We start from the raw sequence: 26,889 nt of genomic DNA on the forward strand, positions 1-26,889 counted from the left end.
ATGAATAATTTACTATTTCTTTAGAAAATTTTAGACTTTATACCTTTTTTACAATAGAATAATAAATAAAGAGTTTTTAGGAGGTGCTACGGGTTGAATCAATCTGAATTGTACGTATCATTAGATATCGGGTCGTCTTCCATTAAAGTTTTGATTGGAGAAATGAATGATGACTCGCTGCATGTTATAGGAGTAGGAAATGTAAAATCAAATGGAATCCGTAAAGGCACCATTGTAGATATAGATGCAACAGTTCAGTCTATTAAAAAAGCCATAAGTGAGGCTGAAAGAATGATTGGAATGTCTATTCAAGAAATAGTGTTAGGAATCCCTGCTAACTTAGCAAACATACAAAACGTTAAAGGTGTAGTAGCTGTTAATAGAGAAGATAGAGAAATTACGGATGGAGATTTGGAACGTGTAATCGAATCTGCTCAAGTAATGTCTATTCCTCCTGAGAGAGAGCTAATTAATATTGCGCCTAAGCAGTTTATCGTCGACCACTTGGAAGAAATAAAAGATCCTCGTGGCATGATAGGTACTCGTCTTGAGATGGATGGAATCATGATGACTACATCAAAAACAATTTTACATAACGTGTTAAGATGTGTGGAAAGAGCCGGTCTTCAGGTAAGAGAGATATATTTACAGCCTCTAGCAGGCGGTCATTTTGCTTTAACAGAAGACGAAAAAAATCATGGCACCGCTTATATTGATATTGGTGGCGGATCCACAACAATTGCTATTTTCAATGAAGGTCACTTGATTAATACTTCTGTTATTCCAGTTGGTGGAGATCATATTACAAAAGATTTATCGATCGTTTTGAAAACACCAACAGAACAAGCAGAGATGATTAAATTAAAATATGGACATGCTTTTTATGATGATGCTTCAGATGACGAACTTTTTGAGGTTCCAGTTATTGGTGCAGATATGAAAGAACAATACTCTCAACGATATATTGCGGAGATAATTGGGGTTCGTTTAGAGGAATTGTTTGAATTGATATTGGAAGATTTTTACCGTATTGGTCTCCAAGACTTGCCAGGTGGTGTTGTTATTACCGGGGGAGTATCAAAATTAGAAGGTATTGGTCAACTGGCAAGACATATTTTACAAACAAGAGTGAGATTGTATACACCAGACTATATTGGTGTTCGTGAGCCGCAATACACAACAGCGGTTGGTCTTATAAGATATGCCTATAAAGAAGATCTTTTCTATGGTAAAATTGGGAATAGCCATGCTTTATCTCAGCTTGCGCATAATGAAGTAGTTTCTAGTCCAAAAAAACAAAAACAAACACAAAATTTGACAAGTGAAAACAAAGAGAGTGCGATGACAAAAGCGAAGAAATTCTTCGACAAATTTTTTGAATGACAAACCTTTATCATAGTTGAAAGAATATAGGAGGCAATAGCATGTTAGAATTTGAAACAAACGAAGATCAATTAGCGATTATTAAAGTTATTGGAGTCGGTGGCGGCGGTAACAACGCAGTAAATCGAATGATTGAACACGGAGTTCAAGGTGTTGATTTTATAGCAGTTAATACGGATGCACAAGCTCTAAATATGTCAAAAGCCGAAGTGAAACTTCAAATTGGTGGTAAATTGACGAGAGGATTAGGAGCAGGCGCGAATCCCGAAGTTGGAAAGAAAGCAGCGGAAGAAAGCAAAGAACTAATAGAAGAAGCATTAAGAGGCGCTGATATGGTATTTGTTACTGCTGGAATGGGTGGAGGAACCGGTACTGGAGCAGCTCCTGTAATTGCTCAAATTGCCCGTGATTTAGGAGCTCTAACAGTAGGAGTAGTTACTCGTCCATTTACATTTGAAGGACGTAAACGTTCTACGCAAGCTGTAGGTGGTATCGGGATGATGAAAGAAGCGGTTGATACGCTTATCGTTATTCCAAATGATCGCTTACTTGAAATCGTAGACAAAAATACGCCAATGCTTGAAGCATTTAGAGAAGCAGATAATGTTTTACGTCAAGGGGTTCAGGGTATTTCAGATTTAATCGCTGTTCCAGGATTAATTAACCTAGACTTTGCAGATGTTAAAACGATTATGTCCAATAAAGGGGCAGCACTAATGGGAATTGGTATTTCTGCAGGTGAGAATCGTGCTGCAGAAGCTGCGAAAAAAGCAATCTCAAGTCCTCTTCTTGAAACATCTATTGATGGAGCGACAGGTGTACTTATGAATATTACAGGTGGATCCAATTTAAGTTTATTTGAAGTTCAAGAAGCTGCTGATATTGTTGCTTCTGCTTCGGATGAAGAAGTAAATATGATTTTTGGTTCAGTTATTAATGATAACTTGAAAGATGAAATAGTCGTTACTGTAATTGCAACAGGGTTTAACGAAGAAGTAATTACGCAAAAACAACCTAGAGGTACAGGATTCGGTGCTGCTAGAGCTCAACATGCTGCAACAACACCTAATCGTGAACCACGAAAAGAAGAACAACATACACAACAACCATTACACCAAGAACGTCAAACATCAAGTCATCAACAAGAAGATGCACTAGACATTCCGACGTTTTTGAGAAATCGTCAACGTAGAAACTAATCTTCATATATTAATAGAAAAGCAACCACCTTATCGGTGGTTGCTTTTTTTTGTTCAAGGCTCTGTTTAAAGATTATGTTGTTACCTGCCGAAAATCCGTCGATTTCCGCTGTCGAACTGCCTGCCACATGGATGTGGCGAATGTAGTATTTGTCCCTATAAGCCCGCTATGGGGTCTTGGCAGCCCATTTTCCAGTGGAGTATCGCGGATTTTCGTCTCAAAATAAAATGCAACAGCCTAATTTAACAGAGCCTTTATCAACGAATAATAAAGGTTCTATCCACTTATTAAAGAATAAGAAAGTAGATAATTTTCCGTTCCATAAATCCAGTGTTTTAGATATTTTGGAGAAAAAGATCGATTCAATACTACTGTTGATTTCCGTTACAGGCGGACGCTTTCCGCGGGGTGAGCGATAAGCCATCACCGCCGCTTTCGCGTTCGTTGTGATGGCTCATCTGTCTCACTCATCCCGCTGGAGTCGCCGCCTTCTACTACAATCAAGTAAATATTCAATCATCAAAGAAAGGATAACTAAAAGATAAGAGGGAGTATATACTTTTTGGGTGTATAAAGTCACTAATACTTTGAACGATATGAAAATGCAATGGATTTACACAAGGTAAGGTAGAGCGGATGGACCTGTTAGCTAGTAAGAATCTTTAAGAAGAGCATTTCTGCTAATTTTCTTCTACTGGTAAAAGAGTATATGACAAAAAAATAGTTAGCATCCATGTATAGAGGAGCACTAGAGCACCCGAAATTGTATCTACGGAGGCCCGCACGATGCGGGTCAGACAGTCGTTGCGAAATGTTCTTTTATTTTGCGACGAGCTTTGCGCAGGAGCACCATGAAGTCGCGAACTTAGACTGTCCTCCTCTGAAGCTTTATTAGTTGGAAAGCATCTTTTCCCTCATTATCCAAAAAGATCTTACCCTTATTCGTACCGTTGAAGGAGGGCGACGGACAGACAAATGCCATAAGATTACCGAGAAAAGAGAGGCTGGTCGTGACGTTAGTCACGATCAGCCTCTCTAAAAAATCAATCGGTAGTGATATAGCAATAAGTCTGTCCAAAGACCTCCGAAAACGATACAAAACAGGTTTAGTACTTAGAGGGCGCCTGCGCTTTTCTTAATCAAACAAGCAACATGTCTCCAAAAGTTGGAGGAGAACGACTTACAGAATACTGCCACAAGAATACAGAAAATAGAGTAGAGTGAAGTGAAGTGAAGTCTGTCCAAATTACTCTAGAAACGATTCAGAATAAGCTGCCCCAAAAAACTTCTATTCCAAGTGATATCCCAAAAAAATTAGGGAGGATTGCTTGGCAACTACTGAGGATGAGTAGATTTAGAAATATTATTTTTATTGTATTAATTTTTTGTCGTTTAAAAAAGTGGTTTTGGAACGTTCTTTTGACAAATTTCTTAGATAAGGGATGCTAAGATTTAGACAAAAGGAGGAGAGCCATGTACGCGGAAGTTATGATAGCAACTAATACTTTTTTCAACTATACCGTTTTAGCATTTGCAAACAGAATTGGTTGGATTGAAAATCAAAAAAGATATTTGCTACTTTCTGCTTTTACTGCTGGAGTGATAACAGTAATTTTTTCACATCATGTTATGACATTGTTTTTTACTTTCTTCCTCATGATCGGAATCGCTTTTTGGAAGAAACGTACACAAATTGTCAAAGCAATAACATTGACGTTACTCGCAAGTATTTTTGCTGGTGGTTTATTAACAGCGATTGCCCCAATGTATACAAATAGTAGTAATACATTTATGATCGTAAATTTTGCGTTAATAGCAACGGGCGGATTATATTTGCTAACGAAACATGTTCTGCATCTAAATATTGCACATTCGGATAGAGAATTACTATATTCATCTAATGTCACTTTGTTTGGAAACACAAAAGAGTTAACTCTTTTTATTGACTCCGGAAATGAATGTAAAGAGCCGCTTTCTAATGCTCCAGTCCATTTTGTAGCCGCTGAAGTGCTACAAGGTGTCCTTCCAGAATCTCTGTTTCGAGCAATCAGCAATTGGGAATTTGAAAAAAATGTAGGGTTGGATAAACTTCCAAAAGAATATGCAAGTAAATTACGTTTAATACCTATTTCTACTATACAAAAAGAAAAAGCATGGGTTATTGGTATTAAGTACGAACAATGGATTGTAAACGATCTAGTATTGCCTAAAGGATATATTGTGATGACTAGGGTAAAAGACAAATTTCCACATGGAGCGGATGGAATTTTGCATAGTTCCTCGTACTTTTATTTAAAGAAAAGGAGTGTCAAATAATGTTGTTGAACTTGTTACGCCGAGTGTATTTTTGGTTTCTTTCTCTTAGGAGAAAGGGAGTACATTATATTGGTGGCAATGAATCCCTACCCAAGCCACTCTCAAGAGAAGAAGAACGAGAAATGCTTTTATCCTTTATGGAAGGTAATGAACACGCAAGAGACGTTTTAATTGAGCGGAATTTAAGACTGGTTGTTTATATTGCAAGGAGATTTGATCAAACGAATACAAATATCGAAGATTTGATTAGTATTGGTTCTATTGGACTTATCAAGGCAGTGGAAACCTTTAATCTGGATAAAGGTATTAAGCTTGCAACATATGCATCTAGATGTATTGAGAATGAAATACTTATGCATTTGCGGAAAACAAACCGAATGAAATCGGAAGTTTCCTTTGATGAACCATTAAATTCAGATTCAGATGGAAATGAGCTCCTCTTATCCGATATATTAGGAACTAGTGAAGATTTAATCATTGAGGATGTGGAAAAAAAATTAGAGCGTCAGCATGTATTTGAAGCGATTAATCTGCTTGGAAATCGGGAAAAGTATATTATGCAATGTCGTTTTGGATTAAATGGACAGGAAGAAATGACTCAAAAAGAAGTAGCTGATCATTTAGGAATTTCCCAGTCTTATATATCTCGTTTAGAAAAGAAAATAATTTTAGATTTAAAAGAGCTGTTAAATGAACCGATAGCTTAATGGGTGAAATTGGATGCTGCTAGCTCCGAATAAACTTCAAACTCACGGACAAACTGACTTAGAACAATTAAAAAGTCCGGAGGAAGATCTATGACGAGAACAAAAGTTGAATTATGCGGCATTGATACATCTAAGCTTCCTTTACTTTCCCACGAACAAATGAAAGAAATGTTTATTCGGTTACAAGCAGGAGAAGAATCCGTAAAAGAAGAATTAGTAATGGGTAATCTAAGATTAGTTTTAAGTTTAGTTCAACGGTTTGCTTATCGAGGAGAACAAGCCGATGATTTGTTTCAGGTTGGTTGTATAGGACTTATTAAGTCCATAGAGAATTTTGATTTAAAGCATAACGTACGATTTTCTACGTATGCTGTCCCTATGATCATTGGAGAAATAAAAAGACATTTGCGTGACCATCATTCCGTACGTGTTTCGAGGTCATTAAGAGATATTGCATATAAAGCCATGAAAGCAAAAGAACAATATATAAATGACCATTTAGAAGAGCCTACACTAGAAGACTTATCGAAAATATTAGAAATTCCAGTTGAGGACATATTGCTATCATTAGATGCCATTCAAGACCCTGTTTCTCTTCAAGAACCTATTTTTAGTGATGGGGGAGATGCTATCTATATGATGGACCAATTATGTGACAATGATGTGTCAGAAGATCAATGGGTTACTTATTTTACCGTGAAAGAGAGTTTTCAAAAGTTAGATACAAGGCAAAAGAAAATCTTGACAAAAAGGATTTATTTCGGAGCTACCCAAACCGAAATAGCAATGGATCTAGGGTTATCACAGGCACAAATATCCCGTTTAGAAAAAAGTGCACTTTCCACCATCCAAAATCAATTGAATCCAAAATAATAGCTTGGTCTACGTCAATGGTCAGGCCTACACAAAAAATGCTTTTTCTGCATAGAAAAAGCGTTTTTTTCTTTTTCGTTCATATAATATAGAAAGGGGGTTAAGTATGAAATTTTCAGAGGCACAACAAAAAGAGGTCATAGAAGCAAATAGCGGTCAATTATTAGGATTTATAGTGGATGCAGAAATAGATAAAGATAGCGGACATATTATTTCATTTATTGTAGAAACAAATGGAGCTTATCCATCCATATTTAATAAAAAAAGAGAAACGAAAAAAATTGCTGTTCAAAATATAGCGATAATTGGAAAAGATGTTATTATTGTTTCAAAAAACTTAGAATAGGCATGTTTCATCATTGATAAAACGGCCTTTCATTGTTACAATAAACAAAAACAATTGATGAAAAGTTGGTTTTTAAATGACAAATGTGCAGCAAAATTTAATACTTATTCAACAAAAAATGGAAGATGCTTGTATTCGTGCTAATAGAAAAGCGGAATATGTTACAATTATTGCAGTAACGAAAGAAGTTTCCGTGGATAGAACGAAAGAAGTTATTCTTACTGGTGTAAACCATCTTGGAGAAAACAGACCAGAAGGTTTAAAGAAAAAATTAGATGCCATTTCAGTCGATGTTAAATGGCATTACATAGGGTCTTTACAAACGAGAAAAGTTAAATCGGTTATCAATGAAGTGGATTATTTACATTCATTAGATCGAATTAGTTTAGCAGAAGAAATAGAAAAAAGAGCAACTTCTATAAAAGATTGCTTTGTGCAAGTCAATGTGGCAGAAGAAGAATCAAAACATGGTCTTTCTTTTGAAGAAGTAGAAACCTTTATCGAAGAGTTAAAAAACTTTTCACGTATACGTGTCATTGGTTTGATGACGATGGCTCCAGATACGGACGATGATTCTGTCATTCGAAATGTTTTTCGTAAACTAAAAGAATTACAAGTGAAAATTGCAAATAAGCAATTACCATACGCTCCATGCAATGAGTTATCGATGGGTATGTCTGGAGACTATGAAATAGCTATTGAGGAAGGCGCTACATTTGTTAGAATTGGAACAGCATTAGTCGGCAAAGAGAAGAAGGAGGTTTTATGAGCATGAAAAACTGGGTAAAAAATTTCTTCTATTTAGACGAAGATGAAGACGCAACCGAAGCAGAACAACCAAGATCTCAACAACAAAGACCCGTGGAAAATCAATTAAGACAACAGCCAATTAAATCCTCATCAAAAGAGCGTAAATTTAATACAGCAACCAAAGAAACAAATGCACCAAATCTTGTGAGTATTCAAAATATGCAAAAATCTTCCAAAGTAATCTTAATTGAGCCACGTGTGTATGCAGAAGCTCAAGATATTTCCGAACACTTGAAAAGCAAAAAAGCAGTTATTGTCAATTTACAACGTATTGATAAAGAGCAAGGAATAAGAATAATCGACTTTTTAAGCGGAACAGTGTACGCTTTAGGTGGAGACATACAACGAATAGGGACGGATATTTTCCTTTGTGCACCAGACTCAGTAGAAGTAGCTGGCGCCATATCGGATTATTATTATAACGACCTTGATTGATAGAGGAGTAATTTAACTATGAGCTTTGTATTATATTTGTTAAGTCAAGCAGTAACTTTATATACGTATGCATTAATTGTTTATATATTGATGTCATGGGTACCAAATATACAGCAATCAACGTTTGGTCAATTTTTAGGAAGAATTTGTGAACCTTATTTAGAGCCATTCCGAAAAATCATCCCACCACTTGGAATGATTGATATTTCACCAATTGTTGCAATTTTTGTTTTACAGCTTGCAATGAAAGGTATTTGGTCACTAGCTTCATTCATTTAAACCTTCAAATTGTCGGCTAAGCGCAGACCCACACAATGTGCGAAGGTAGGCTGTAAACCTCTTTTCAACTGACATGTGTTTACAGAGCAGTTTGGAGTGACACCTATGAATGAATGAATGAATGAAGGTTTTGTCTACAGCCTCAAACTCCACTGTTGTGGGGTTTTTTACTATATTTGAGAGGGAATACTTACATGGAACATGTGCTACAGCATTTTAGAAAAGAAGAGCAGCCATTTATTGAACAAGTAGTGAGTTTGATGCGAGAAATTGAAGATCGATATGCTCCTAAGCTAACAGATTTTTTGGATCCGAGACAGCAATTTATCGTCGATTCGATCCGTAGACAATATGATGGTATCGAATCGTCAGCAGAAGGTGCTTTAGATGGTGCAGAAAGAAAAAGAGTACTTTTGTATCCTTCTTATTTTATCCCAGCTAATGATGAATTTGCGCTAACTGTTGTGGAAGTTAATTATCCTAAGAAGTTTGTTACTTTGCGTCATAAAGATGTTCTTGGTTCGATGATGTCACTTGGCATGGATAGAAGTAAATTCGGAGATATTCGTGTAGAGGATGGTGCCATTCAATTTGTCGTTGCTTCTGAAATTTTAGAGTATGTTCGAGCTAACTTTAATGGAATAGGAAAAGTGAAAGTACAAGTAGAAACAGTGGAAGATCCTTTAAACTATTTCCAACAACAGGAGGAATGGACATCGGAAAGTCTTACTGTTAGTTCATTAAGGTTAGACACAGTCATTTCATCCGTTTTTAATATTTCTCGTCAAAAATCAGCTTCACTTATTCAAAGTGGTAAAGTGAAAGTGAATTGGGTAGAGAAAGATCAAACGTCGATGGAATTACAAGAATTAGACTTACTCTCCATTCGTGGGTTAGGAAGAGTTAAATTAATGATGATTGAAGGTAGAACAAAAAAAGATAAAATTCGACTTCAAATAGGTCGATTAGAGCAAAAAAATTAAATTATCTATAATATATTAGAATTTTAGATGTATTCACTCTATGGTAAATGTATAATAGAGGAAAAGAATGATAGTACATTAAAGGAGATGAAATTGATGCCATTAACACCACTTGATATACATAACAAGGAATTCAGTAGAGGATTTAGAGGATACAGTGAAGATGAAGTAAATGAATTCCTCGATCAAATTATGAAGGACCTTGAAATCCTTATTAAAGAGAAAAAGGATCTGGAAACTAGACTGAAATCTTCAAGCGAAAAGGTAGGACATTTCACATCCATTGAAGAGACTTTACATAAGTCTATCGTTGTTGCCCAGGAAGCAGCAGAAGAAGTTAGACGCAATTCTCAAAAAGAGGCAAAACTAATTGTAAAAGAAGCAGAAAAAAATGCAGATCGAATTGTTAACGAAGCACTTACAAAGGCGAGAAGAATTGCACTTGAGATTGAGGATTTGAAGAAGCAATCGAAAGTATTCCGTAATCGCTTTAAAATGCTCATAGAAGCACAATTAGACTTGATCAATACAGACGATTGGAATCATTTAATGGAGTATGATGCAGATACAGCAGCAATAGAACGTATATCTGCAACAGAGGATTAATACATTTCTTGACTGTTTGGCTTAGTTTTCCTATAATTATTGCATATCAAATAAACATGCGAAGATAAAGACGTCTATAATAGATTTCGATTAAGCGACTTGAGGATGGTGAGAGCTCAAGCAATGAATCTTTTTTAGAATATCACTTTGGAGCAAAGACACTGAACTTTATCCTTATTTAATAGTAAGTGTCTTCGGAATATGCCCCGTTATGGCATACTAAGCGGCGATTTTTAATAAAATCGCAAGTAGGGTGGTACCGCGAGCATTAACTTCTCGTCCCTTTTTGGGATGAGGGGTTTTTTTATTTTTTTCAGTAGGGTCAAAACACCTATTGAATAAAATAAATGCCACCGGCGGATGTCACAGATTTCAAGAAGAGTTAAAAAATGTTAGCCCATTTTCGTCGCATCCATGCTACAACGACTAACTGACCTGCATTATGTAGGCAAGAGCACGATTCAAATAAGGAGGAAGAAAGATGGAGTACAAAGACACATTATTAATGCCAAAAACGGATTTCCCAATGCGAGGGAATTTACCAGTAAAAGAATTAGATATTCAAGCACAATGGGCGGAGCAAGATATTTATAAAAAAGTGCAAGAAAGAACAGCAGATCGTCCTTTCTTCGTATTACATGATGGTCCTCCATACGCAAATGGTGATATTCATATTGGTCATGCTTTAAACAAAGTATTAAAGGACATGATTGTTCGTCATAAATCCATGACAGGGTTTCATGCACCTTATGTTCCAGGTTGGGATACACATGGTTTACCAATTGAACAAGCACTAACAAACAAGGGTGTAAAACGTAAAGAAATGACATTAGCAGAATTCAGACAGCTATGTGAGGAATATGCTTATGAACAAATTAATAACCAACGCTCTCAATTTAAACGTCTAGGTGTTCGTGGTGATTGGGAGAACCCTTATGTTACACTTACTCCAGCATTTGAATCTCGTCAAATCGAAGTATTTGGAGCAATGGCTAAAAAAGGATATATCTATAAAGGGTTAAAACCAGTTTATTGGTCACCATCAAGTGAATCTGCCCTTGCAGAAGCGGAAATTGAATACCAAGACAAAAAGTCACCTTCTATTTATGTAAGTTTCGCAGTTACAGAAGGAAAAGGTGTGCTAGAAGAGGGAACGAAATTCATCATCTGGACGACAACTCCTTGGACAATTCCAGCGAACTTAGGAATAGCGCTACATCCTGAAGTAGAGTATGCAGTTGTAAGTGCAAAAGGTTCTAAGTATGTTGTAGCAAAAGAATTAGTGGAATCTGTTTCAACTGAACTTGGTTGGGAAGAATACGCAATTGAACGTACGCTAGAAGGTAAAGAGATGGACCGACTTGTTGCCAAACATCCACTTTATGATCGTGATTCACTAGTAATTCTTGGTGAACACGTAACTACTGAGTCTGGTACAGGATGTGTTCATACTGCTCCAGGGCACGGGGAAGACGATTTCTACGTAGGTAAAGCGTATGGCTTAGATGTTTTATGTCCAGTGGATGATCGTGGTGTATTGACAGCAGAAGCACCAGGATTTGAAGGTTTATTTTATGATACTGCCAATAAAGCTATTACAGAAGCTTTAGAAGAAGCGGGAGCCCTTGAAAAACTAACTTTCTTTACACACTCGTATCCACATGACTGGCGTACAAAAAAACCAGTAATTTACCGTGCAACTGCCCAGTGGTTTGCTTCAATTGAAGCATTTAGAGATGAATTATTACAAGCTATTCGTGATACAAATTTCACACCTGCTTGGGGTGAAACTCGTCTATTCAATATGATTCGTGACCGTGGAGACTGGTGTATTTCTCGTCAACGTGTATGGGGTGTTCCAATTCCTGTGTTTTATGCAGAAGATGGTGAACCAATTCTTACCGAAGAGACAATTTCACATGTATCAAAATTATTCCGTGAACATGGTTCTAATATTTGGTTCCAAAGAGAAGCGAAAGAGTTATTACCAGAAGGATTTACACATCCTAACAGTCCAAATGGTATCTTTACGAAAGAAACAGATATCATGGACGTATGGTTTGACTCAGGTTCTTCACATCAAGGTGTGTTAGAAGAGCGAGATGATTTAGTATTCCCAGCTGATTTATATTTAGAAGGCTCTGACCAATACCGTGGATGGTTTAACTCTTCATTAATTACTAGTACTGCTATGTTTGGTCATGCACCTTACAAAGGACTTTTAAGTCATGGATTTATTTTGGATGGTAATGGCCGTAAAATGAGTAAATCACTAGGGAATGTAATTGTTCCTTCTAAAGTGATGAATCAACTTGGTGCAGACATTCTTCGTTTATGGGTTGCTTCTGTTGATTACACGGCAGATGTACGTGTATCCGATGCTATCATTAAACAAGTAACAGAAGTATATCGTAAAATCCGTAATACTTTCCGTTTCCTACATGGGAATATTAGTGATTTCCATCCAGTAAATGATCGTGTAGAATTTAAAGATCTTCGCGAAGTAGATCAATATATGTACATGAAGCTGCAAGAGGTTATTAAAACAGTAAGAGCTGCTTATGAGCGCTATGATTTTGCGAGTGTTTATCATGCAGTAAATAACTTCGTTGCTGGTGAATTAAGCTCATTCTATTTAGATGTTGCAAAAGATGTTGTGTATATTTATGGAGCAGATCATAAAGATCGTCGTGCAATGCAAACAGTTATGTATGACACACTTCTTGCTTTATTAAAATTAATGACACCTATTTTGCCACATACAACAGATGAGCTTTGGGCTTATCTAGAACATGAAACAGAAGAAAGTGTACAATTAACAGATATGCCGGATGCGATAGAATATCCAGCGTTTGAAGCACTAGCACCAAAGTGGACGAAAATTATCGAATTACGTGATGATGTATTAAAAGCGTTAGAAGAAGCACGTAATGCTAAAACAATCGGTAAATCTCTGGAAGCAAAAGTTACTTTGTATGTAAAAGACGATTATAAATCATTATTTGAAACAGATGCGATTGATTTTGCTCAATTATTCATCGTTTCTAAGTTTGCATTAGGTGGAGCTCAATCGGAAGCACCAGCAAATAGCTTAGTACTGGAGCATAGTTCTGTGTTAGTGGAAAAAGCAGATGGCGAGAAATGTGAACGCTGCTGGACAATTTCTGAAACAGTCGGCTCAGATGAAAAACATGCAACATTATGTACTCGTTGTGCGGATGTTGTAGAAAATAATTATATCTAATAAAGTGAATGGGGCTGTCCAATAAGCCCATAAATTGAAGCAGGTGTAGAAAAACGAGTCTTTTTCTACACCTGTTTTTTGTATACTTTTCATAACCTACTATTTTTTGTAGGGAATTAATAGTAGTGAAAGACGGCGACTCCAGCGGGAATAGCATGAGCTGAAGGCCCCGCAGGAGCGAACAAAGGAACGAAGGCTAAGAACGCCACCTCGTGTGGCAACGCCTTCGTGACCAACATCGTGTTGGCCTGAGGAGACTGAAGTTATGCCCGCGGAAAGCGTCCGTCTGGAACGGAAATCAATACATTGGAAAATGGACCATTTCTCAGTCACTATATGACTTTAGGGACAGCCACATTTTTTTATATACATTTAATCTATATGCTCTTTTACGAATAGCATACTTTTATGGTAAACTAGTTAAGATTCTTTAAATTCATTCAGCAGAAATTTTCCATATCAGTAAAAAGTGGAGAAATTCATTATCGGAGGAATTAATGTGTGGAAATTTTACGGACTTGCAGCGTTTGTCATTGCTTTAGATCAATGGACAAAATGGCTTGTTGTTAAAAATATGACGCTAGGTGAAAATATCATTCTTTTGGATCCTTATTTAGCACTGCTTTCGCATAGAAATCGCGGAGCTGCATGGGGAATGCTACAAGGTCGAATGGGTTTGTTTGCAATCATCACGATTATTGTAATCATTGGGATTATTTATTATTTTCATAAAGAAGCTAATGGTAAACCATTGTTTCAAGTAGGTTTAATGATGCTATTAGGTGGAGCAATAGGGAATTTTATCGATCGACTTTGGAGAAAAGAAGTAGTTGATTTTGTGGATGTTTTAATACCAATTATAAACTATGATTTTCCTATTTTTAATATTGCAGATGCGGCATTAACAATAGGAGTAGTATTCATTATATTATTCATACTACAAGAAGAACGAGCAGAAAAGAAAAAGGTGAAGTAATGGAAGAGTTAACATTTGTAATAGAAAAAGAACAAGAAAAAGAGAGAATTGACAAAGCAATTGCCACATTTGAGACGGAATGGTCACGCACACAAATCCAAAACTTTATAAAAGATGGACATGTGTTAGTGAATAATGAAGCACCAAAAACGAACTATAAAGTGAAAGAAGGAGACGTTATTGTTGTATCTCCTCCTGCAGCAATTCCACTAGACATCGTTGCTGAAAACTTGAATTTAGAAATCGTTTATGAGGACGAGGATGTAGTGGTAGTGTACAAACCACGTGGAATGGTTGTTCATCCTGCACCTGGTCACACGAGCGGGACACTTGTAAATGGGTTAATGTATCAAATAAAAGACTTATCAGGCATAAATGGAGTTTTACGTCCTGGAATCGTTCATCGTATCGATAAAGATACAACCGGACTATTAATGGTCGCAAAAAATGATGTTGCACATGTATCTTTAGTCGATCAACTGGTGAAGAAAACAGTAACTCGTAAATACACTGCACTTGTACATGGGCATATTGCACATGATAAAGGAACAATTGACGCTCCTATTGGTCGGGATAAAAAAGAACGACAAAGCATGGCAGTTGTTGATAATGGAAAACATGCAGTGACTCATTTCCGTGTATTGGAACGATTCGATAAGTTTACGTTAGTGGAGTGTCAGCTTGAAACAGGAAGAACGCATCAAATTCGCGTCCACATGAAGTATATTGGTTATCCTTTAGCTGGAGATCCGAAATACGGTCCGAAGAAAACAATCGACTTTGATGGCCAAGTTCTACATGCGGGAGTATTAGGGTTTATTCAACCGAAAACTGGCGAGTATTTAGAGTTTTCTTCTCCACTTCCAGAGGAATTCACAAATCTGTTACAAGATTTAAAAAAACAATCATTGATTAAAGAAGACTAGTGTATTATAATGATTGAAGAAAAGTAAATCAGCAAACACAATTGAATAGTATCACCTTTAATAACAGTCCAGAGAGGCTGAGAAGGTACATGTGAAAGTGACTCACTATCAATCCGCGGATTTTTAGGGTTCACCCTATTTTATTACACACATACAACCTCTTGGGCATCTCTAGCTCAAGAGGTTTTTTATATTTCCGGAAGGAGGAAGTCAAAATGACGGTAGAAAAAGCAAGTATATTAGACGAACAATCAATAAACCGAGCACTTACTCGAATTGCACATGAGATTATCGAACGAAATAAAGGTATTGATGAGTGTATATTAGTGGGAATTAAAACTAGGGGAGCTTTTTTAGCAAAGAGATTGGCAGATAGAATTGAACGAATTGAAGGAAAAGCAATAAAAACAGGTGAACTCGATATTACATTATACAGAGATGACTTATCCTTAAAAAATGAATCAAATGAGCCGTTAGTTCAGCAAGTAGATATTACACATGATGTAACAGATAAAAAAGTAATCTTGGTAGATGACGTTTTGTATACAGGTAGAACGGTTCGAGCAGCAATGGACGCGGTAATGGATTTAGGAAGACCTGCGCAAATTCAATTGGCAGTATTAATAGATCGAGGACATCGAGAGCTACCTATTCGAGCGGATTATGTTGGAAAAAATATTCCTACATCAAGTAGTGAACGAATTGTAGTAAAAGTTACAGAAACAGATGATATAGATGCTGTAACAATTTTTGAATAATAATCTAGATAAAAAGGTGGGGACCTTCATGTCGAATGCGATATTAGATGTAAATGAAAAGCCAACAGGTGGGCAATTGATCACGTTAAGTTTTCAGCATATGTTCGCGATGTTCGGATCAACGATTTTAGTACCGCAGTTAGTTGGATTAAGCCCTGCGATTGCTTTACTTACGAGTGGAATTGCTACAATAATCTTTTTATTAGTAACGAGATTCCAAGTACCAGCTTATTTAGGTTCATCATTCGCCTTTATTACACCGATTCTTATTGCAACTAATTATGGTGAAAGCCCTGGTAATGCAATGATAGGTGCGATGTTTGTAGGTTTAGTGTATGGTATTGTGTCACTCGTTATTTGGAAAAGTGGTTATAAATGGATCATGAAATTGTTACCTGCTATCGTTGTTGGTCCAGTAATAATGGTTATTGGGTTAGGTCTTTCAGGAGTTGCAGTTGATATGGCGATGAATATTCCAATTGAAGGTACAGATTTAAAAGAATATAGTTTCTTACATTTCTCAGCAGCATTGGTTACATTATTTACAGCAATCTTCTGTACAATCTATTTCAAAAATATTTTAAGCACGATGCCGATCTTAATCGGATTGGTAGTCGGCTATATTTATTCCATGATAATCGGAATTGTTGACTTTACTCCTATCAAAGAAGCAAGCATGTTTGCTTTGCCGGACTTTCTAATTCCCGGTGTACATTATGAATTCGAAGTGACATCTAAAATTCTACTTGTGATGGTGCCAATCGTCATTGTAACGATTTCAGAGCATATTGGTCATCAACTTGTTCTTGGTAAAGTAGTAGACCGCGATTATATTAAAACTCCGGGCTTACACCGCTCATTACTAGGTGATGGTTTAGGAACATTTGTCAGTGCATTCATCGGTGGTCCTCCGAAAACAACATATGGTGAAAACATCGGAGTTCTAGCAATTACACGTGTTTACAGTATCTATGTCATCATGGGTGCAGCAGTGATTGCCATCTTACTATCATTTTTCGGTAAAGCAATGGCTCTTCTTACAACAATTCCAACAGCGGTTCTTGGAGGAGTTTCCATTCTATTATTCGGTATCATTGCTTCAAGCGGTTTACGCATGTTAGTGGAGGCGAAAGTAGACTTTGGAAATAGCCGAAATCTTGTGATCGCATCCGTAATCTTAGTAATTGGAATCGGTGGAGCAAAATTCATCGTGACAGAATCACTAAGTATAGAAGGAATGGCTTTAGCAGCAATCATCGGTGTTGTCTTAAATCTAGTCCTTCCCGGGAGAAAAGAAGCTGAAACTTCCAGTATGGATTCAACTAAATAAATAACCTTTTAAATAGCTGGACAGAGAGTCAGCAAAGGGTTCGGATAGATGAGTAGGGACTTTGTATAAAGTCTTTCTACTGATCTGTACTTAAACGAACCTTCTCGAGTCTTCGAGGAGGTTTTTTTATAAGAAAGAGGGGAATTTCATGAAAAATTTAGTATCAATGAAAGATCTATCTGTTGATCAAATAATGGCTATATTAGAACAAGCTCAAGCGTTTCGTGAAGGCGCCCATTCTACAGTGAAAAACAGTTATACAATGGCTAATCTGTTTTTTGAGCCAAGCACTCGAACAAAAATGAGTTTCGAAATGGCTGAAAGAAACTTACAAGTAGGAGTAATACCTTTTGAAGCAGGTTTTTCGAGTACATTAAAAGGTGAAACTCTTTATGACACAGTGAAGGTGTTAGAAGCGATTGGTTTAGATGCGTTAGTTATAAGACATGAAGAAAATAGTTTCTTTGAGCAATTAGTTGGAAGAGTAAAACCAGCTATTATAAATGGAGGAGATGGAACTGGTAATCATCCAACACAAAGCCTCCTTGATATCTATACAATTTGGCAAGAGTTCGGCACATTACAGGACATAGTAGTTACAATAGTTGGAGATATTGCACATAGTCGAGTAGCAAGATCCAATGCAGATGCATTAACGAGACTTGGTGCAATCGTCCATCTTGTTTGCCCGCCAGAGTGGCAAGGGGAATTTGATACCTTTAATGAATTTGATAAAGTCATTGAATCTAGCGATGTGATCATGATGCTGCGTGTTCAACATGAAAGACATGACAGCAACATGACATTTTCTAAGGAAGACTACCATCAAGCATTTGGCTTAACAGTCGAAAGAGAACGCAAAATGAAAGATAAAGCAATTATCATGCATCCAGCTCCATTTAATCGAGATGTAGAAATTGCTAGTGAATTAGTAGAATGTGACCGGTCAAGAATTTTTAAGCAAATGGAAAATGGCGTTTATATTCGCATGGCAATCATTGAAATAATTTTGAAAGGGAGAGAATAACATGACAAAAATTATTCAAAACGTTCAAATAGTTAACAATGAAGGAGATTTTGAAACTACCTCCGTTTTAATCCAAGAAGGAAAAATAGCTAAAATCGGATCAAGCGTCACTGCTGATAATGCACAAGTAATAGAAGGAAAAGGAATGCTTCTTTCTCCAGGCTTTATCGATGTACATGTCCATTTACGTGAGCCAGGTGGCGAACAAAAAGAAACGATTGAAACGGGAACCAAGTCTGCTGCTAAAGGCGGATACACAACAATCTGTGCCATGCCAAATACAAGACCAGTACCAGATACAGCCGAAAACTTCGCGCACGTATTAGATTTAATAGAGAAAAAAGCACTTGTTCGTGTGTTACCTTATGCTTCGATTACGATTCGCCAGGCTGGAAAAGAAAGAACGGATATTGAAGCATTAAAAAAACTTGGAGCATTTGCTCTAACAGATGACGGAGTTGGTGTTCAAGCTGCTGGAACGATGCTAGAAGCAATGGAGGAAGCAGCGAAATTTAACATTCCAGTTGTCGCACACTGTGAAGACAATACACTTATCTACGGTGGTGTTATGCATAAAGGGAAACGCAACGAAGAGCTTGGCTTAAAAGGAATCCCTTCTGTATCAGAATCAGTACATATAGCAAGGGATATATTACTAGCAGAAGCAGCAGGAGCTCATTATCATGTATGTCATGTGAGCACGAAAGAATCAGTAAGAGTCATTAGAGATGCAAAAAAAGCTGGTGTGCATGTTACTGCGGAGGTAAGTCCACATCATTTATTACTTTGTGAAGACGATATTCCTGCGAATGATGCTGTTTGGAAAATGAATCCTCCTTTAAGAGGGAAGGACGATATGATGGCATTACGCGAAGGTTTATTGGATGGAACATTAGATTTGATTGCAACGGATCATGCGCCACATACGGATGAAGAGAAGGCAAACGGCTTTGAAAAAGCTCCATTCGGGATTGTTGGACTGGAAACTGCATTCCCACTTTTATATACACATTTCGTCAAAAATGGGGAATGGACAATAAAACAACTCCTAGATTATTTAACAAATAAACCAGCGGATGTTTTCGGATTTGAATTTGGAAAGCTTGAAGAAGGTGCTCCAGCGGATTTAGTATTAATCGACTTAGAAAAAGAACAAGCTATTGATAAAGAGGCATTTTTATCTAAAGGAAAAAATACACCATTCAATGGATGGGTTTGCACAGGTTGGCCACAAGTTACTATTTATAACGGAGAAATCGTATGGCAGGAGGAAGAAGCATGAAAACGAGATATTTAATTTTAGAAGACGGTACTGTATTTAAAGGAAATGCATTTGGAAGTGAGGAAGGAACTATCGGTGAAGTAATTTTCACTACTGCAATGACAGGTTACCAAGAATCGATTTCAGATCCTTCGAACTGTGGACAAATATTAACATTTACTTATCCAATGGTTGGAAACTACGGTGTTAATCCAGATGATTTTGAAGCAATTGAAATTGGGCTTTCAGGGGTAGTTATAAGAGAGCTTGCAGAACAACCATCTAATTTTAGAAGTGCAGGTACATTAAGTGAATTTTTAGAAGCAAAAAATGTTCCAGGAATTGAAGGAATCGATACTAGAAAGTTAACGCGTATTATTCGAAAACATGGTTCTTTAAAAGGAAAGCTTACAAATGCTGGGGAAGAAGTGAATGTGGAGCAAGTAGTAAAAGAACTGCAAACTACTGAAATTAAAAGAAATGTAGTCGAACAAGTTTCTATTACTCGTCCATATCCAAGTCCAGGACGTGGGAAAAAAGTTGTGTTAGTAGACTTTGGTATGAAACACGGTATTTTAAGAGAATTAAACAAACGTGACTGCGACATTATTGTCGTTCCTTATAACACATCTGCAAAAGAGATTTTAGGTATGTACCCAGATGGTGTCATGCTATCAAACGGACCTGGGGACCCAACAGACATCCCAGAAGTAATTGAAATGGTAAAAGGAATTATCGGTCAAGTTCCGATATTCGGGGTATGCCTTGGACATCAGCTGATTTCACTTGCGAGTGGCGCAACGTCTTTCAAATTGAAGTTCGGTCACCGCGGTGGAAATCATCCGGTAAAAGACTTAACAACAGGACGAACAGAGCTTACTTCTCAAAATCATGGTTTTGCTATTGATGCAGATTCCATCGCACATACAGATTTAGAAATTACACATGTTGCTTTAAATGACGGTACTGTCGAAGGTGTAAGACATAAAAAATTCCCAGTGTTCTGCGTTCAGTTCCATCCAGAAGGATCATGTGGACCAGAAGATTCTACACACTTATTTGACCAATTTATCGAATTAATGAATGCTGAAAGCAAAAAGGAGAGTTCACATGCCTAAACGTAAAGATATAGAAACAATATTAGTAATCGGATCTGGCCCAATCGTAATTGGACAAGCAGCTGAGTTTGACTATGCTGGTACACAAGCTTGTATTTCATTAAGAGAAGAAGGCTACCGTGTAATTCTTGTGAACTCGAACCCAGCGACAATCATGACTGACACAGAAATAGCAGATAAAGTATATATCGAACCAATCACATTACCATTCGTAAGCAAAATCATTCGTAAAGAACGTCCAGATGCGATTCTCCCTACATTAGGTGGACAAACAGGATTGAACATGGCGATTGAACTAGATAAATCAGGAATTTTAGATGAACTTGGAATCGAAATCTTAGGTACGAAGCTAGAAGCAATTCATAAAGCAGAAGACCGTGATTTATTCCGTACATTGATGAATGAATTAAATGAACCAGTTCCAGAAAGTGATATTATCCATAACTTAGATGAAGCAAAAGCATTTGTAGAGAAAATCGGTTACCCAGTTATCGTACGCCCAGCTTTCACACTAGGTGGAACTGGTGGCGGTATTTGTCACAATGATGCAGACTTGCTTGAAATCGTAACAAGTGGATTGAAGTACAGCCCAGTAACACAATGTCTCCTAGAAAAATCGATTGCTGGTTACAAAGAAATTGAGTATGAAGTAATGCGTGACTCTGCTGACAACGCAATCGTCGTATGTAATATGGAAAACGTAGATGCAGTGGGAATTCATACTGGAGATTCCATCGTAGTTGCTCCAACGCAAACATTATCGGACCGTGAAAACCAAATGCTTCGTAATGTATCCTTGAAAATTATTCGTGCGCTAAAAATTGAAGGTGGATGTAACGTACAATTAGCACTTGATCCACATAGCTTCAATTACTATATTATCGAAGTAAACCCACGCGTAAGTCGCTCATCAGCACTTGCATCAAAAGCAACTGGTTACCCAATTGCGAAACTTGCTGCGAAAATTGCTGTAGGATTAACTTTGGACGAAATGATGAACCCGGTAACAGAGAAAACTTACGCATGCTTTGAACCAGCACTAGACTATATTGTTGCAAAAATTCCAAGATGGCCATTTGATAAATTTGAATCTGCTAAACGTAATCTTGGCACACAAATGAAAGCAACTGGTGAGGTAATGTCTCTAGGACGTACATTTGAAGAAGCGATTCTAAAATCAGTTCGTTCACTAGAAACAGGACACTTCCATATCGAAATGAAAAATAATGAATCGATAACAGACGAGTGGATGGAAAAACGTATCCGCCGTGCAGGTGATGAGCGTTTATTCTTCATTGGTGAAGCACTTCGTAGAGGTGTGTCTGTAGAGCAAATCCATGAGTGGAGTCAAATTGATGTATTTTTCTTAAATAAACTTCAAAACATCGTGAACTACGAGGAAGTAATTCAAGCCAATCCTTTTGACAAAGAAGTATTATACAAAGCAAAACGAATGGGCTTCGCAGATAAAACAATCGCGAAATATTGGAATGTAAAAGAAATCGAAGTGTATAACTATAAAAAAGAACATGGCATTGTACCAGTATACAAAATGGTCGATACTTGTGCAGGAGAGTTCGAATCAGAAACTCCATACTTCTATGGAACGTATGAAGAAGAAAACGAATCCATTCGTACAGACAAAGAAAGTGTTATTGTGCTAGGTTCTGGCCCGATCCGTATTGGACAAGGGGTAGAATTTGACTATGCAACCGTACATTCTGTATGGGCAATCAAAGAAGCAGGATATGAAGCGATTATTATCAATAATAACCCTGAAACAGTTTCAACGGATTTCTCCATTTCAGATAAACTTTACTTTGAGCCACTAACACTCGAAGATGTGATGCATATTGTAGACTTGGAGCAGCCAAAGGGAGTAGTTGTACAATTCGGAGGACAAACGGCAATTAATCTTGCTGCAGGACTCGAAGAAAGAGGCGTAAAAATTCTAGGTACCACACTAGAAGATATCGACCGTGCAGAAAATCGTAACAAATTCGAAGCTGCATTACATGAAATCGATATTCCTCAGCCACTTGGAAAAACAGCAGTATCTGTTGATGAAGCAGTTGTTATTGCTAATGAAATCGGTTATCCAGTATTAGTAAGACCATCTTACGTACTTGGTGGTCGTGCAATGCAAATCGTCTATAACGAAGATGAGATTAAACATTATATGGAGAATGCTGTTGAAGCAAGTCCGGAAAAACCAGTGTTAATCGATCGTTATTTAACAGGAACAGAAATTGAAGTAGATGCAATTTGTGACGGTGAAAATGTATTGATTCCTGGAATTATGGAACATATCGAACGCGCTGGAGTTCACTCTGGTGACTCAATTGCTGTGTATCCACCACAAAAATTAGCACAGAAACATATTGATACACTTGTGGATTACACTACTCGCCTTGCAAAAGGATTGAAAATTGTAGGATTAATGAACATTCAATACGTTATCTCTAAAGATGAAGTATTTGTAATTGAAGTAAATCCACGTTCAAGCCGTACAGTACCATTTTTAAGTAAAATTACATCGATTCCAATGGCGAACATTGCTACAAAAGCAATTCTAGGACAATCGATTGTAGAGCAAGGGTACACGCCAGGACTTGCTCCAAATAGTCCGGGAGTTTACGTAAAAGTTCCCGTATTCAGTTTTGCGAAACTTCGCCGAGTGGACATTACGCTTGGACCAGAGATGAAGTCAACTGGGGAAGTAATGGGGAAAGACATTACTTTAGAAAAAGCATTATATAAAGGCTTAGTTGCTGCAGGTATGGAAATTAAAGACCATGGATCTGTCTTAATGACGATTTCTGATAAAGATAAAGAAGAAGCAACGGAGATTGCGAAACGTTTTAATAATATTGGCTTCCGTATTATTGCTACACAAGGAACAGCTCAAGCAATTCAAAAAGCAGGTATCCCAGTGGATATCGTAGACAAAATCGGTTCAAAAGGAACGACATTGTTAGATGTTATTCAAAAAGGGGATGCACAATTTGTTATTAATACTTTAACAAAAGGAATGCAGCCAGAAAGCGATGGCTTCCGTATTCGAAGAGAATCAGTTGAAAATGGTATACCATGTTTAACTTCTCTAGATACAGCAGAAGCAATGCTCCGAGTAATTGAGTCCATGACTTTCTCAACAGAAACAATGAAACATCAGGAGGTTCGTGCATGATTCGACAAGAGCAAATGAGCGTCGTAAAACAAAAACAAATTGCGACGAACATTTTTGAATTAACATTGATAGGGCAGCTCGTAAAAGACATGAAACAGCCAGGCCAATTTGTTCATTTACGTGTGTCTGACCAAATGGAACCACTCTTAAGAAGACCTATTAGTATTGCATCTATAGATAAAGAAACATTAGAATTCACAATGATTTACCGTGCAGAAGGAAGAGGAACAACGCTTCTTTCTCAAAAAAAACAAGGGGACCAAGTAGATGTACTTGGACCTCTTGGGAACGGTTTTCCAATCGATAAAGTGGAAGCAGGACAAAAAGCTTTACTAGTTGGTGGAGGAATTGGTGTACCTCCACTTTACGAACTTTCCAAAAGACTTGTGGAAAAAGGTGTACAGCCAATTCATGTACTTGGATTTCAGTCCGAAGATGTTGTTTTTTACGAAAAACAATTTCAAGAGCTAGGCGAAACGTATATCGTAACAGCAGACGGAAGCTATGGACATAAAGGTTTTGTCACGAATGTGCTAGAAACATTAGCGGATGATTTCGCAGTATATTATAGCTGTGGTCCAACACCGATGCTTTCTGCACTTGAAAAAATGTATCCTGAAAAAGAAGGATATTTATCGTTTGAACAACGAATGGGCTGTGGAATAGGTGCTTGCTTTGCGTGCGTATGTGAAACAACAGAAAAAACAGATGCTGATTATGTGAAAGTATGTTCAGATGGACCAGTGTTCCAGTCAGGAGTGATTCGAGTATGAATAGATTAGCGGTCGAATTACCAGGCCTTTCATTGAAAAACCCGATTATGCCAGCTTCTGGTTGCTTTGGATTTGGGAAAGAATATGCCCAACTATATGATTTATCCAAGCTTGGCGCAATTATGATTAAAGCAACAACTCCTGAAACGAGACTTGGAAACCCAACTCCACGTGTAGCAGAAACGCCTGCTGGGATGTTAAATGCAATTGGATTACAAAATCCAGGCTTAACAAAAGTGATGGAAAATGAGCTTCCATGGCTCGAGCAATTTGATGTACCAATTATCGCAAATGTAGCGGGTTATATTACAGAAGATTATGTAGCTGTTGCAGAAGCTATTTCAAAAGCACCAAATGTACATGCACTAGAGTTGAATATCTCTTGTCCAAATGTGAAACAAGGTGGTATCACGTTTGGAACAGATCCCCTCGTAGCAGAAGAATTAACAAGAGCTGTGAAAGCAGTATCCTCTGTTCCTGTCTATGTAAAGTTATCTCCTAATGTGACAGATGTAGGAGAAATTGCAAGAGCAGTAGAAGCAGGTGGAGCAGACGGGATTACGATGATTAATACACTACTTGGTATGCGATTAGATACGAAAACTGGACGACCAGTTATCGCAAACGTAACTGGTGGATTATCAGGTCCAGCTATTAAACCAGTGGCACTGCGCATGGTGTATGATGTCGCGAAACAAGTGTCCATTCCGATTATCGGAATGGGTGGTATCTCTACAATGGATGATGTGATCGATTTCTTATCAGCAGGTGCAAGTGCAGTTGCAGTAGGAACGGCAAATTTTGTCGATCCATTTGTATGTCCAAACTTGATTGATCAACTTCCAGAAAAATTGGATGAACTAGGCTTTGAAACGATCACTGAATTAGTTGGAAGGAGTCATCGATTATGAAAAACAGTCCAATTATTGCATTAGACTTTGCTTCAGCAGAAGATGCATATCAATTTTTAACTCCTTTTGAGCAATCCCTATTTGTAAAAGTAGGAATGGAGCTTTATTTACAAGAAGGCCCTTCAATCGTATATAAGTTGAAAGAAATGGGACATGACGTATTTCTTGATTTAAAGCTTCATGATATTCCGAATACAGTTGGACAAGCAATGAAAGGGTTAGCTCGACTTGGAGCCGACTTAGTTAATGTTCATGCTGCTGGCGGTGAGGCTATGATGATTGCAGCGCGTGAAGGACTAGAAGCAGGAACAACTGCTGGGAATAAAAGACCTTCCATCATCGCAGTAACTCAGTTAACGTCAACTTCTGAAAAGCAAATGCAAGTAGAACAATTAATTCAAACGACGATTGATGAATCAGTCGTTCACTATGCAAAACTAGCAAAACAAGCAAGCTTAGACGGTGTAGTTTGTTCCGTTCTTGAAGCAAAAAAAATTGTAGAAGCATGTGGAGTTGAATTCTTACGTGTAACACCAGGAATTCGTTTAGCTGAAGGAGAAGCACATGATCAAGTACGTGTTGCTACTCCAGCAAATGCGAGAATCCTAGGCTCATCTCATATTGTTGTGGGACGTGCGATTACAAAAGCTGAAAACCCGGTACAAGCATATGACACTATATTAAAAATGTGGGAGGAAAACGCATGACTTTAGAAAATAAAATTGCAAAAGCATTGCTTCAAGTAGGAGCAGTGGAGTTAAAACCAAACGATCTTTTCACATGGGCTTCCGGAATTAAATCTCCAATCTATTGTGATAACCGAATTACGATGTCATCTCCTGCCATTCGCAAAGAAATTGCAAAAGGATTAGCAGAAGCAATCCAACAAAACTTTCCAGGAACAGAGGCAGTAGCAGGAACTGCAACTGCGGGTATACCACATGCTGCATGGGTAAGTGATGTACTAGAACTTCCAATGATGTATGTTCGTTCGAAAGCAAAAGAGCATGGTCGTGGCAATCAAATTGAAGGTAAAGTAGTTGCTGGACAAAAAGTAGTGGTTATTGAAGATTTAATCTCTACTGGAGGGAGCAGCTTAGTTGCAGTAGAAGCGCTTCAAAAAGAAGGTTTAGAAGTTCTTGGAGTTGTAAGTATTTTTACATACGGTTTACCAAAAGCGGAACAAGCATTTAAAGAAGCTGGAATCTCATTTGTGAGTTTAACTAATTATGACGCACTTACAAACGCTGCTCGTGAAGCGGGTACAATAGCAGAAACAGATTTACCAATGCTTTCAAAATGGCATGCTGATTTAAAACAAGGCTTACTAAAATAAACAGAAAAGACGCTTTCCAATCAGTTGGAAAGCGTCTTTTTGAATGGCTCTTGTTATTTTGCAATTCTCTTTGTACAAAAAGTGCTAGATACCATTCTGAA

At 37.5% G+C, this 26,889-nt stretch carries 24 protein-coding genes and 1 other annotated feature; all 24 genes read left to right on the plus strand.

The features are described 5' to 3' along the window. Positions 1-93: 93 nt before the first annotated feature. The 24 genes from ftsA (at position 94) to pyrE (ending at position 26,788) form a co-directional block, all read left to right on the plus strand. Positions 94-1,383: a cell division protein FtsA gene (gene ftsA, locus MHB48_RS05680; protein ID WP_342600567.1), complete on the plus strand. Its 1,290-nt coding sequence runs from the start codon at positions 94-96 to the stop codon at positions 1,381-1,383. Between the two features lie 41 nt (positions 1,384-1,424). Further along, a complete protein-coding gene (gene ftsZ, locus MHB48_RS05685; RefSeq protein WP_342600568.1) occupies positions 1,425-2,582 on the plus strand; it encodes a cell division protein FtsZ in 1,158 nt (385 codons plus the stop codon). Positions 2,583-4,056: 1,474 nt separating this feature from the next. Further along, positions 4,057-4,899 carry a sigma-E processing peptidase SpoIIGA gene (locus tag MHB48_RS05690; protein WP_342600569.1) on the plus strand — a complete coding sequence of 281 codons (843 nt, stop codon included), beginning with the start codon at positions 4,057-4,059 and terminating at the stop codon, positions 4,897-4,899. Further along, positions 4,899-5,606: an RNA polymerase sporulation sigma factor SigE gene (sigE, locus tag MHB48_RS05695; RefSeq protein WP_340918801.1), complete on the plus strand. Its 708-nt coding sequence runs from the start codon at positions 4,899-4,901 to the stop codon at positions 5,604-5,606. The genes MHB48_RS05690 and sigE overlap by 1 nt, the downstream gene beginning before the upstream one ends. Positions 5,607-5,696: 90 nt before the next feature. Next, positions 5,697-6,479 carry an RNA polymerase sporulation sigma factor SigG gene (gene sigG / locus MHB48_RS05700; RefSeq protein WP_342600570.1) on the plus strand — a complete coding sequence of 261 codons (783 nt, stop codon included), beginning with the start codon at positions 5,697-5,699 and terminating at the stop codon, positions 6,477-6,479. Positions 6,480-6,585: 106 nt separating this feature from the next. Next, the gene (locus MHB48_RS05705; RefSeq protein ID WP_340918806.1) at positions 6,586-6,825 is read left to right on the plus strand and encodes a YlmC/YmxH family sporulation protein; all 240 of its coding nucleotides are present in this window, start codon (positions 6,586-6,588) and stop codon (positions 6,823-6,825) included. Positions 6,826-6,901: 76 nt separating this feature from the next. Then, positions 6,902-7,594 (plus strand): YggS family pyridoxal phosphate-dependent enzyme, encoded by a 693-nt coding sequence (locus tag MHB48_RS05710; RefSeq protein ID WP_342600571.1) that lies wholly within the window; start codon positions 6,902-6,904, stop codon positions 7,592-7,594. Then, positions 7,591-8,070, plus strand: coding sequence for a cell division protein SepF (locus MHB48_RS05715; protein ID WP_342600572.1), 480 nt, complete (start codon positions 7,591-7,593; stop codon positions 8,068-8,070). Before MHB48_RS05710 ends, MHB48_RS05715 begins: the two co-directional genes overlap by 4 nt. Positions 8,071-8,088: 18 nt before the next feature. Next, the gene (locus MHB48_RS05720; RefSeq protein WP_342600573.1) at positions 8,089-8,349 is read left to right on the plus strand and encodes a YggT family protein; all 261 of its coding nucleotides are present in this window, start codon (positions 8,089-8,091) and stop codon (positions 8,347-8,349) included. Between the two features lie 194 nt (positions 8,350-8,543). Then, a complete protein-coding gene (locus tag MHB48_RS05725; protein WP_342600574.1) occupies positions 8,544-9,332 on the plus strand; it encodes a YlmH/Sll1252 family protein in 789 nt (262 codons plus the stop codon). 96 nt (positions 9,333-9,428) lie between these two features. Further along, entirely contained in the window at positions 9,429-9,938 is a 510-nt protein-coding gene (locus MHB48_RS05730; protein WP_340918819.1) for a DivIVA domain-containing protein, read from the plus strand. A gap of 52 nt (positions 9,939-9,990) precedes the next feature. Then, positions 9,991-10,225 (plus strand) — a binding site (T-box leader). 194 nt (positions 10,226-10,419) lie between these two features. Further along, entirely contained in the window at positions 10,420-13,182 is a 2,763-nt protein-coding gene (gene ileS, locus MHB48_RS05735) for an isoleucine--tRNA ligase (protein WP_342600575.1), read from the plus strand. 499 nt (positions 13,183-13,681) lie between these two features. After that, entirely contained in the window at positions 13,682-14,158 is a 477-nt protein-coding gene (gene lspA, locus MHB48_RS05740) for a signal peptidase II (RefSeq protein ID WP_342600576.1), read from the plus strand. Continuing rightward, entirely contained in the window at positions 14,158-15,084 is a 927-nt protein-coding gene (locus MHB48_RS05745) for an RluA family pseudouridine synthase (RefSeq protein WP_342600577.1), read from the plus strand. The genes lspA and MHB48_RS05745 overlap by 1 nt, the downstream gene beginning before the upstream one ends. A gap of 215 nt (positions 15,085-15,299) precedes the next feature. Continuing rightward, positions 15,300-15,842 carry a bifunctional pyr operon transcriptional regulator/uracil phosphoribosyltransferase PyrR gene (gene pyrR / locus MHB48_RS05750; RefSeq protein ID WP_340918828.1) on the plus strand — a complete coding sequence of 181 codons (543 nt, stop codon included), beginning with the start codon at positions 15,300-15,302 and terminating at the stop codon, positions 15,840-15,842. A 28-nt stretch (positions 15,843-15,870) separates the two neighbouring features. Further along, the gene (locus tag MHB48_RS05755; RefSeq protein WP_342600578.1) at positions 15,871-17,172 is read left to right on the plus strand and encodes a solute carrier family 23 protein; all 1,302 of its coding nucleotides are present in this window, start codon (positions 15,871-15,873) and stop codon (positions 17,170-17,172) included. 148 nt (positions 17,173-17,320) lie between these two features. Then, positions 17,321-18,199: an aspartate carbamoyltransferase catalytic subunit gene (locus tag MHB48_RS05760; RefSeq protein ID WP_342600579.1), complete on the plus strand. Its 879-nt coding sequence runs from the start codon at positions 17,321-17,323 to the stop codon at positions 18,197-18,199. A gap of 1 nt (position 18,200) precedes the next feature. Then, positions 18,201-19,481: a dihydroorotase gene (locus MHB48_RS05765; protein WP_342600580.1), complete on the plus strand. Its 1,281-nt coding sequence runs from the start codon at positions 18,201-18,203 to the stop codon at positions 19,479-19,481. After that, positions 19,478-20,578, plus strand: a complete 1,101-nt coding sequence (locus MHB48_RS05770; protein WP_342600581.1) for a carbamoyl phosphate synthase small subunit — start codon at positions 19,478-19,480, stop codon at positions 20,576-20,578. The genes MHB48_RS05765 and MHB48_RS05770 overlap by 4 nt, the downstream gene beginning before the upstream one ends. Continuing rightward, positions 20,571-23,768 carry a carbamoyl-phosphate synthase large subunit gene (gene carB, locus MHB48_RS05775; protein WP_342600582.1) on the plus strand — a complete coding sequence of 1,066 codons (3,198 nt, stop codon included), beginning with the start codon at positions 20,571-20,573 and terminating at the stop codon, positions 23,766-23,768. Before MHB48_RS05770 ends, carB begins: the two co-directional genes overlap by 8 nt. Next, the gene (locus MHB48_RS05780; protein WP_342600583.1) at positions 23,765-24,541 is read left to right on the plus strand and encodes a dihydroorotate dehydrogenase electron transfer subunit; all 777 of its coding nucleotides are present in this window, start codon (positions 23,765-23,767) and stop codon (positions 24,539-24,541) included. Before carB ends, MHB48_RS05780 begins: the two co-directional genes overlap by 4 nt. After that, a complete protein-coding gene (locus MHB48_RS05785) occupies positions 24,538-25,452 on the plus strand; it encodes a dihydroorotate dehydrogenase (protein WP_340918841.1) in 915 nt (304 codons plus the stop codon). Before MHB48_RS05780 ends, MHB48_RS05785 begins: the two co-directional genes overlap by 4 nt. After that, positions 25,449-26,159 (plus strand): orotidine-5'-phosphate decarboxylase, encoded by a 711-nt coding sequence (gene pyrF / locus MHB48_RS05790; RefSeq protein ID WP_342600584.1) that lies wholly within the window; start codon positions 25,449-25,451, stop codon positions 26,157-26,159. The genes MHB48_RS05785 and pyrF overlap by 4 nt, the downstream gene beginning before the upstream one ends. Further along, on the plus strand, positions 26,156-26,788 hold the full coding sequence (gene pyrE, locus MHB48_RS05795) for an orotate phosphoribosyltransferase (protein ID WP_342600585.1): 633 nt from the start codon (positions 26,156-26,158) through the stop codon (positions 26,786-26,788). The genes pyrF and pyrE overlap by 4 nt, the downstream gene beginning before the upstream one ends. Positions 26,789-26,889 lie beyond the last annotated feature (101 nt).

It is taken from the genome of Psychrobacillus sp. FSL H8-0483 (genome assembly GCF_038637725.1).
Taxonomy (GTDB): Bacteria; Bacillota; Bacilli; order Bacillales_A; family Planococcaceae; genus Psychrobacillus.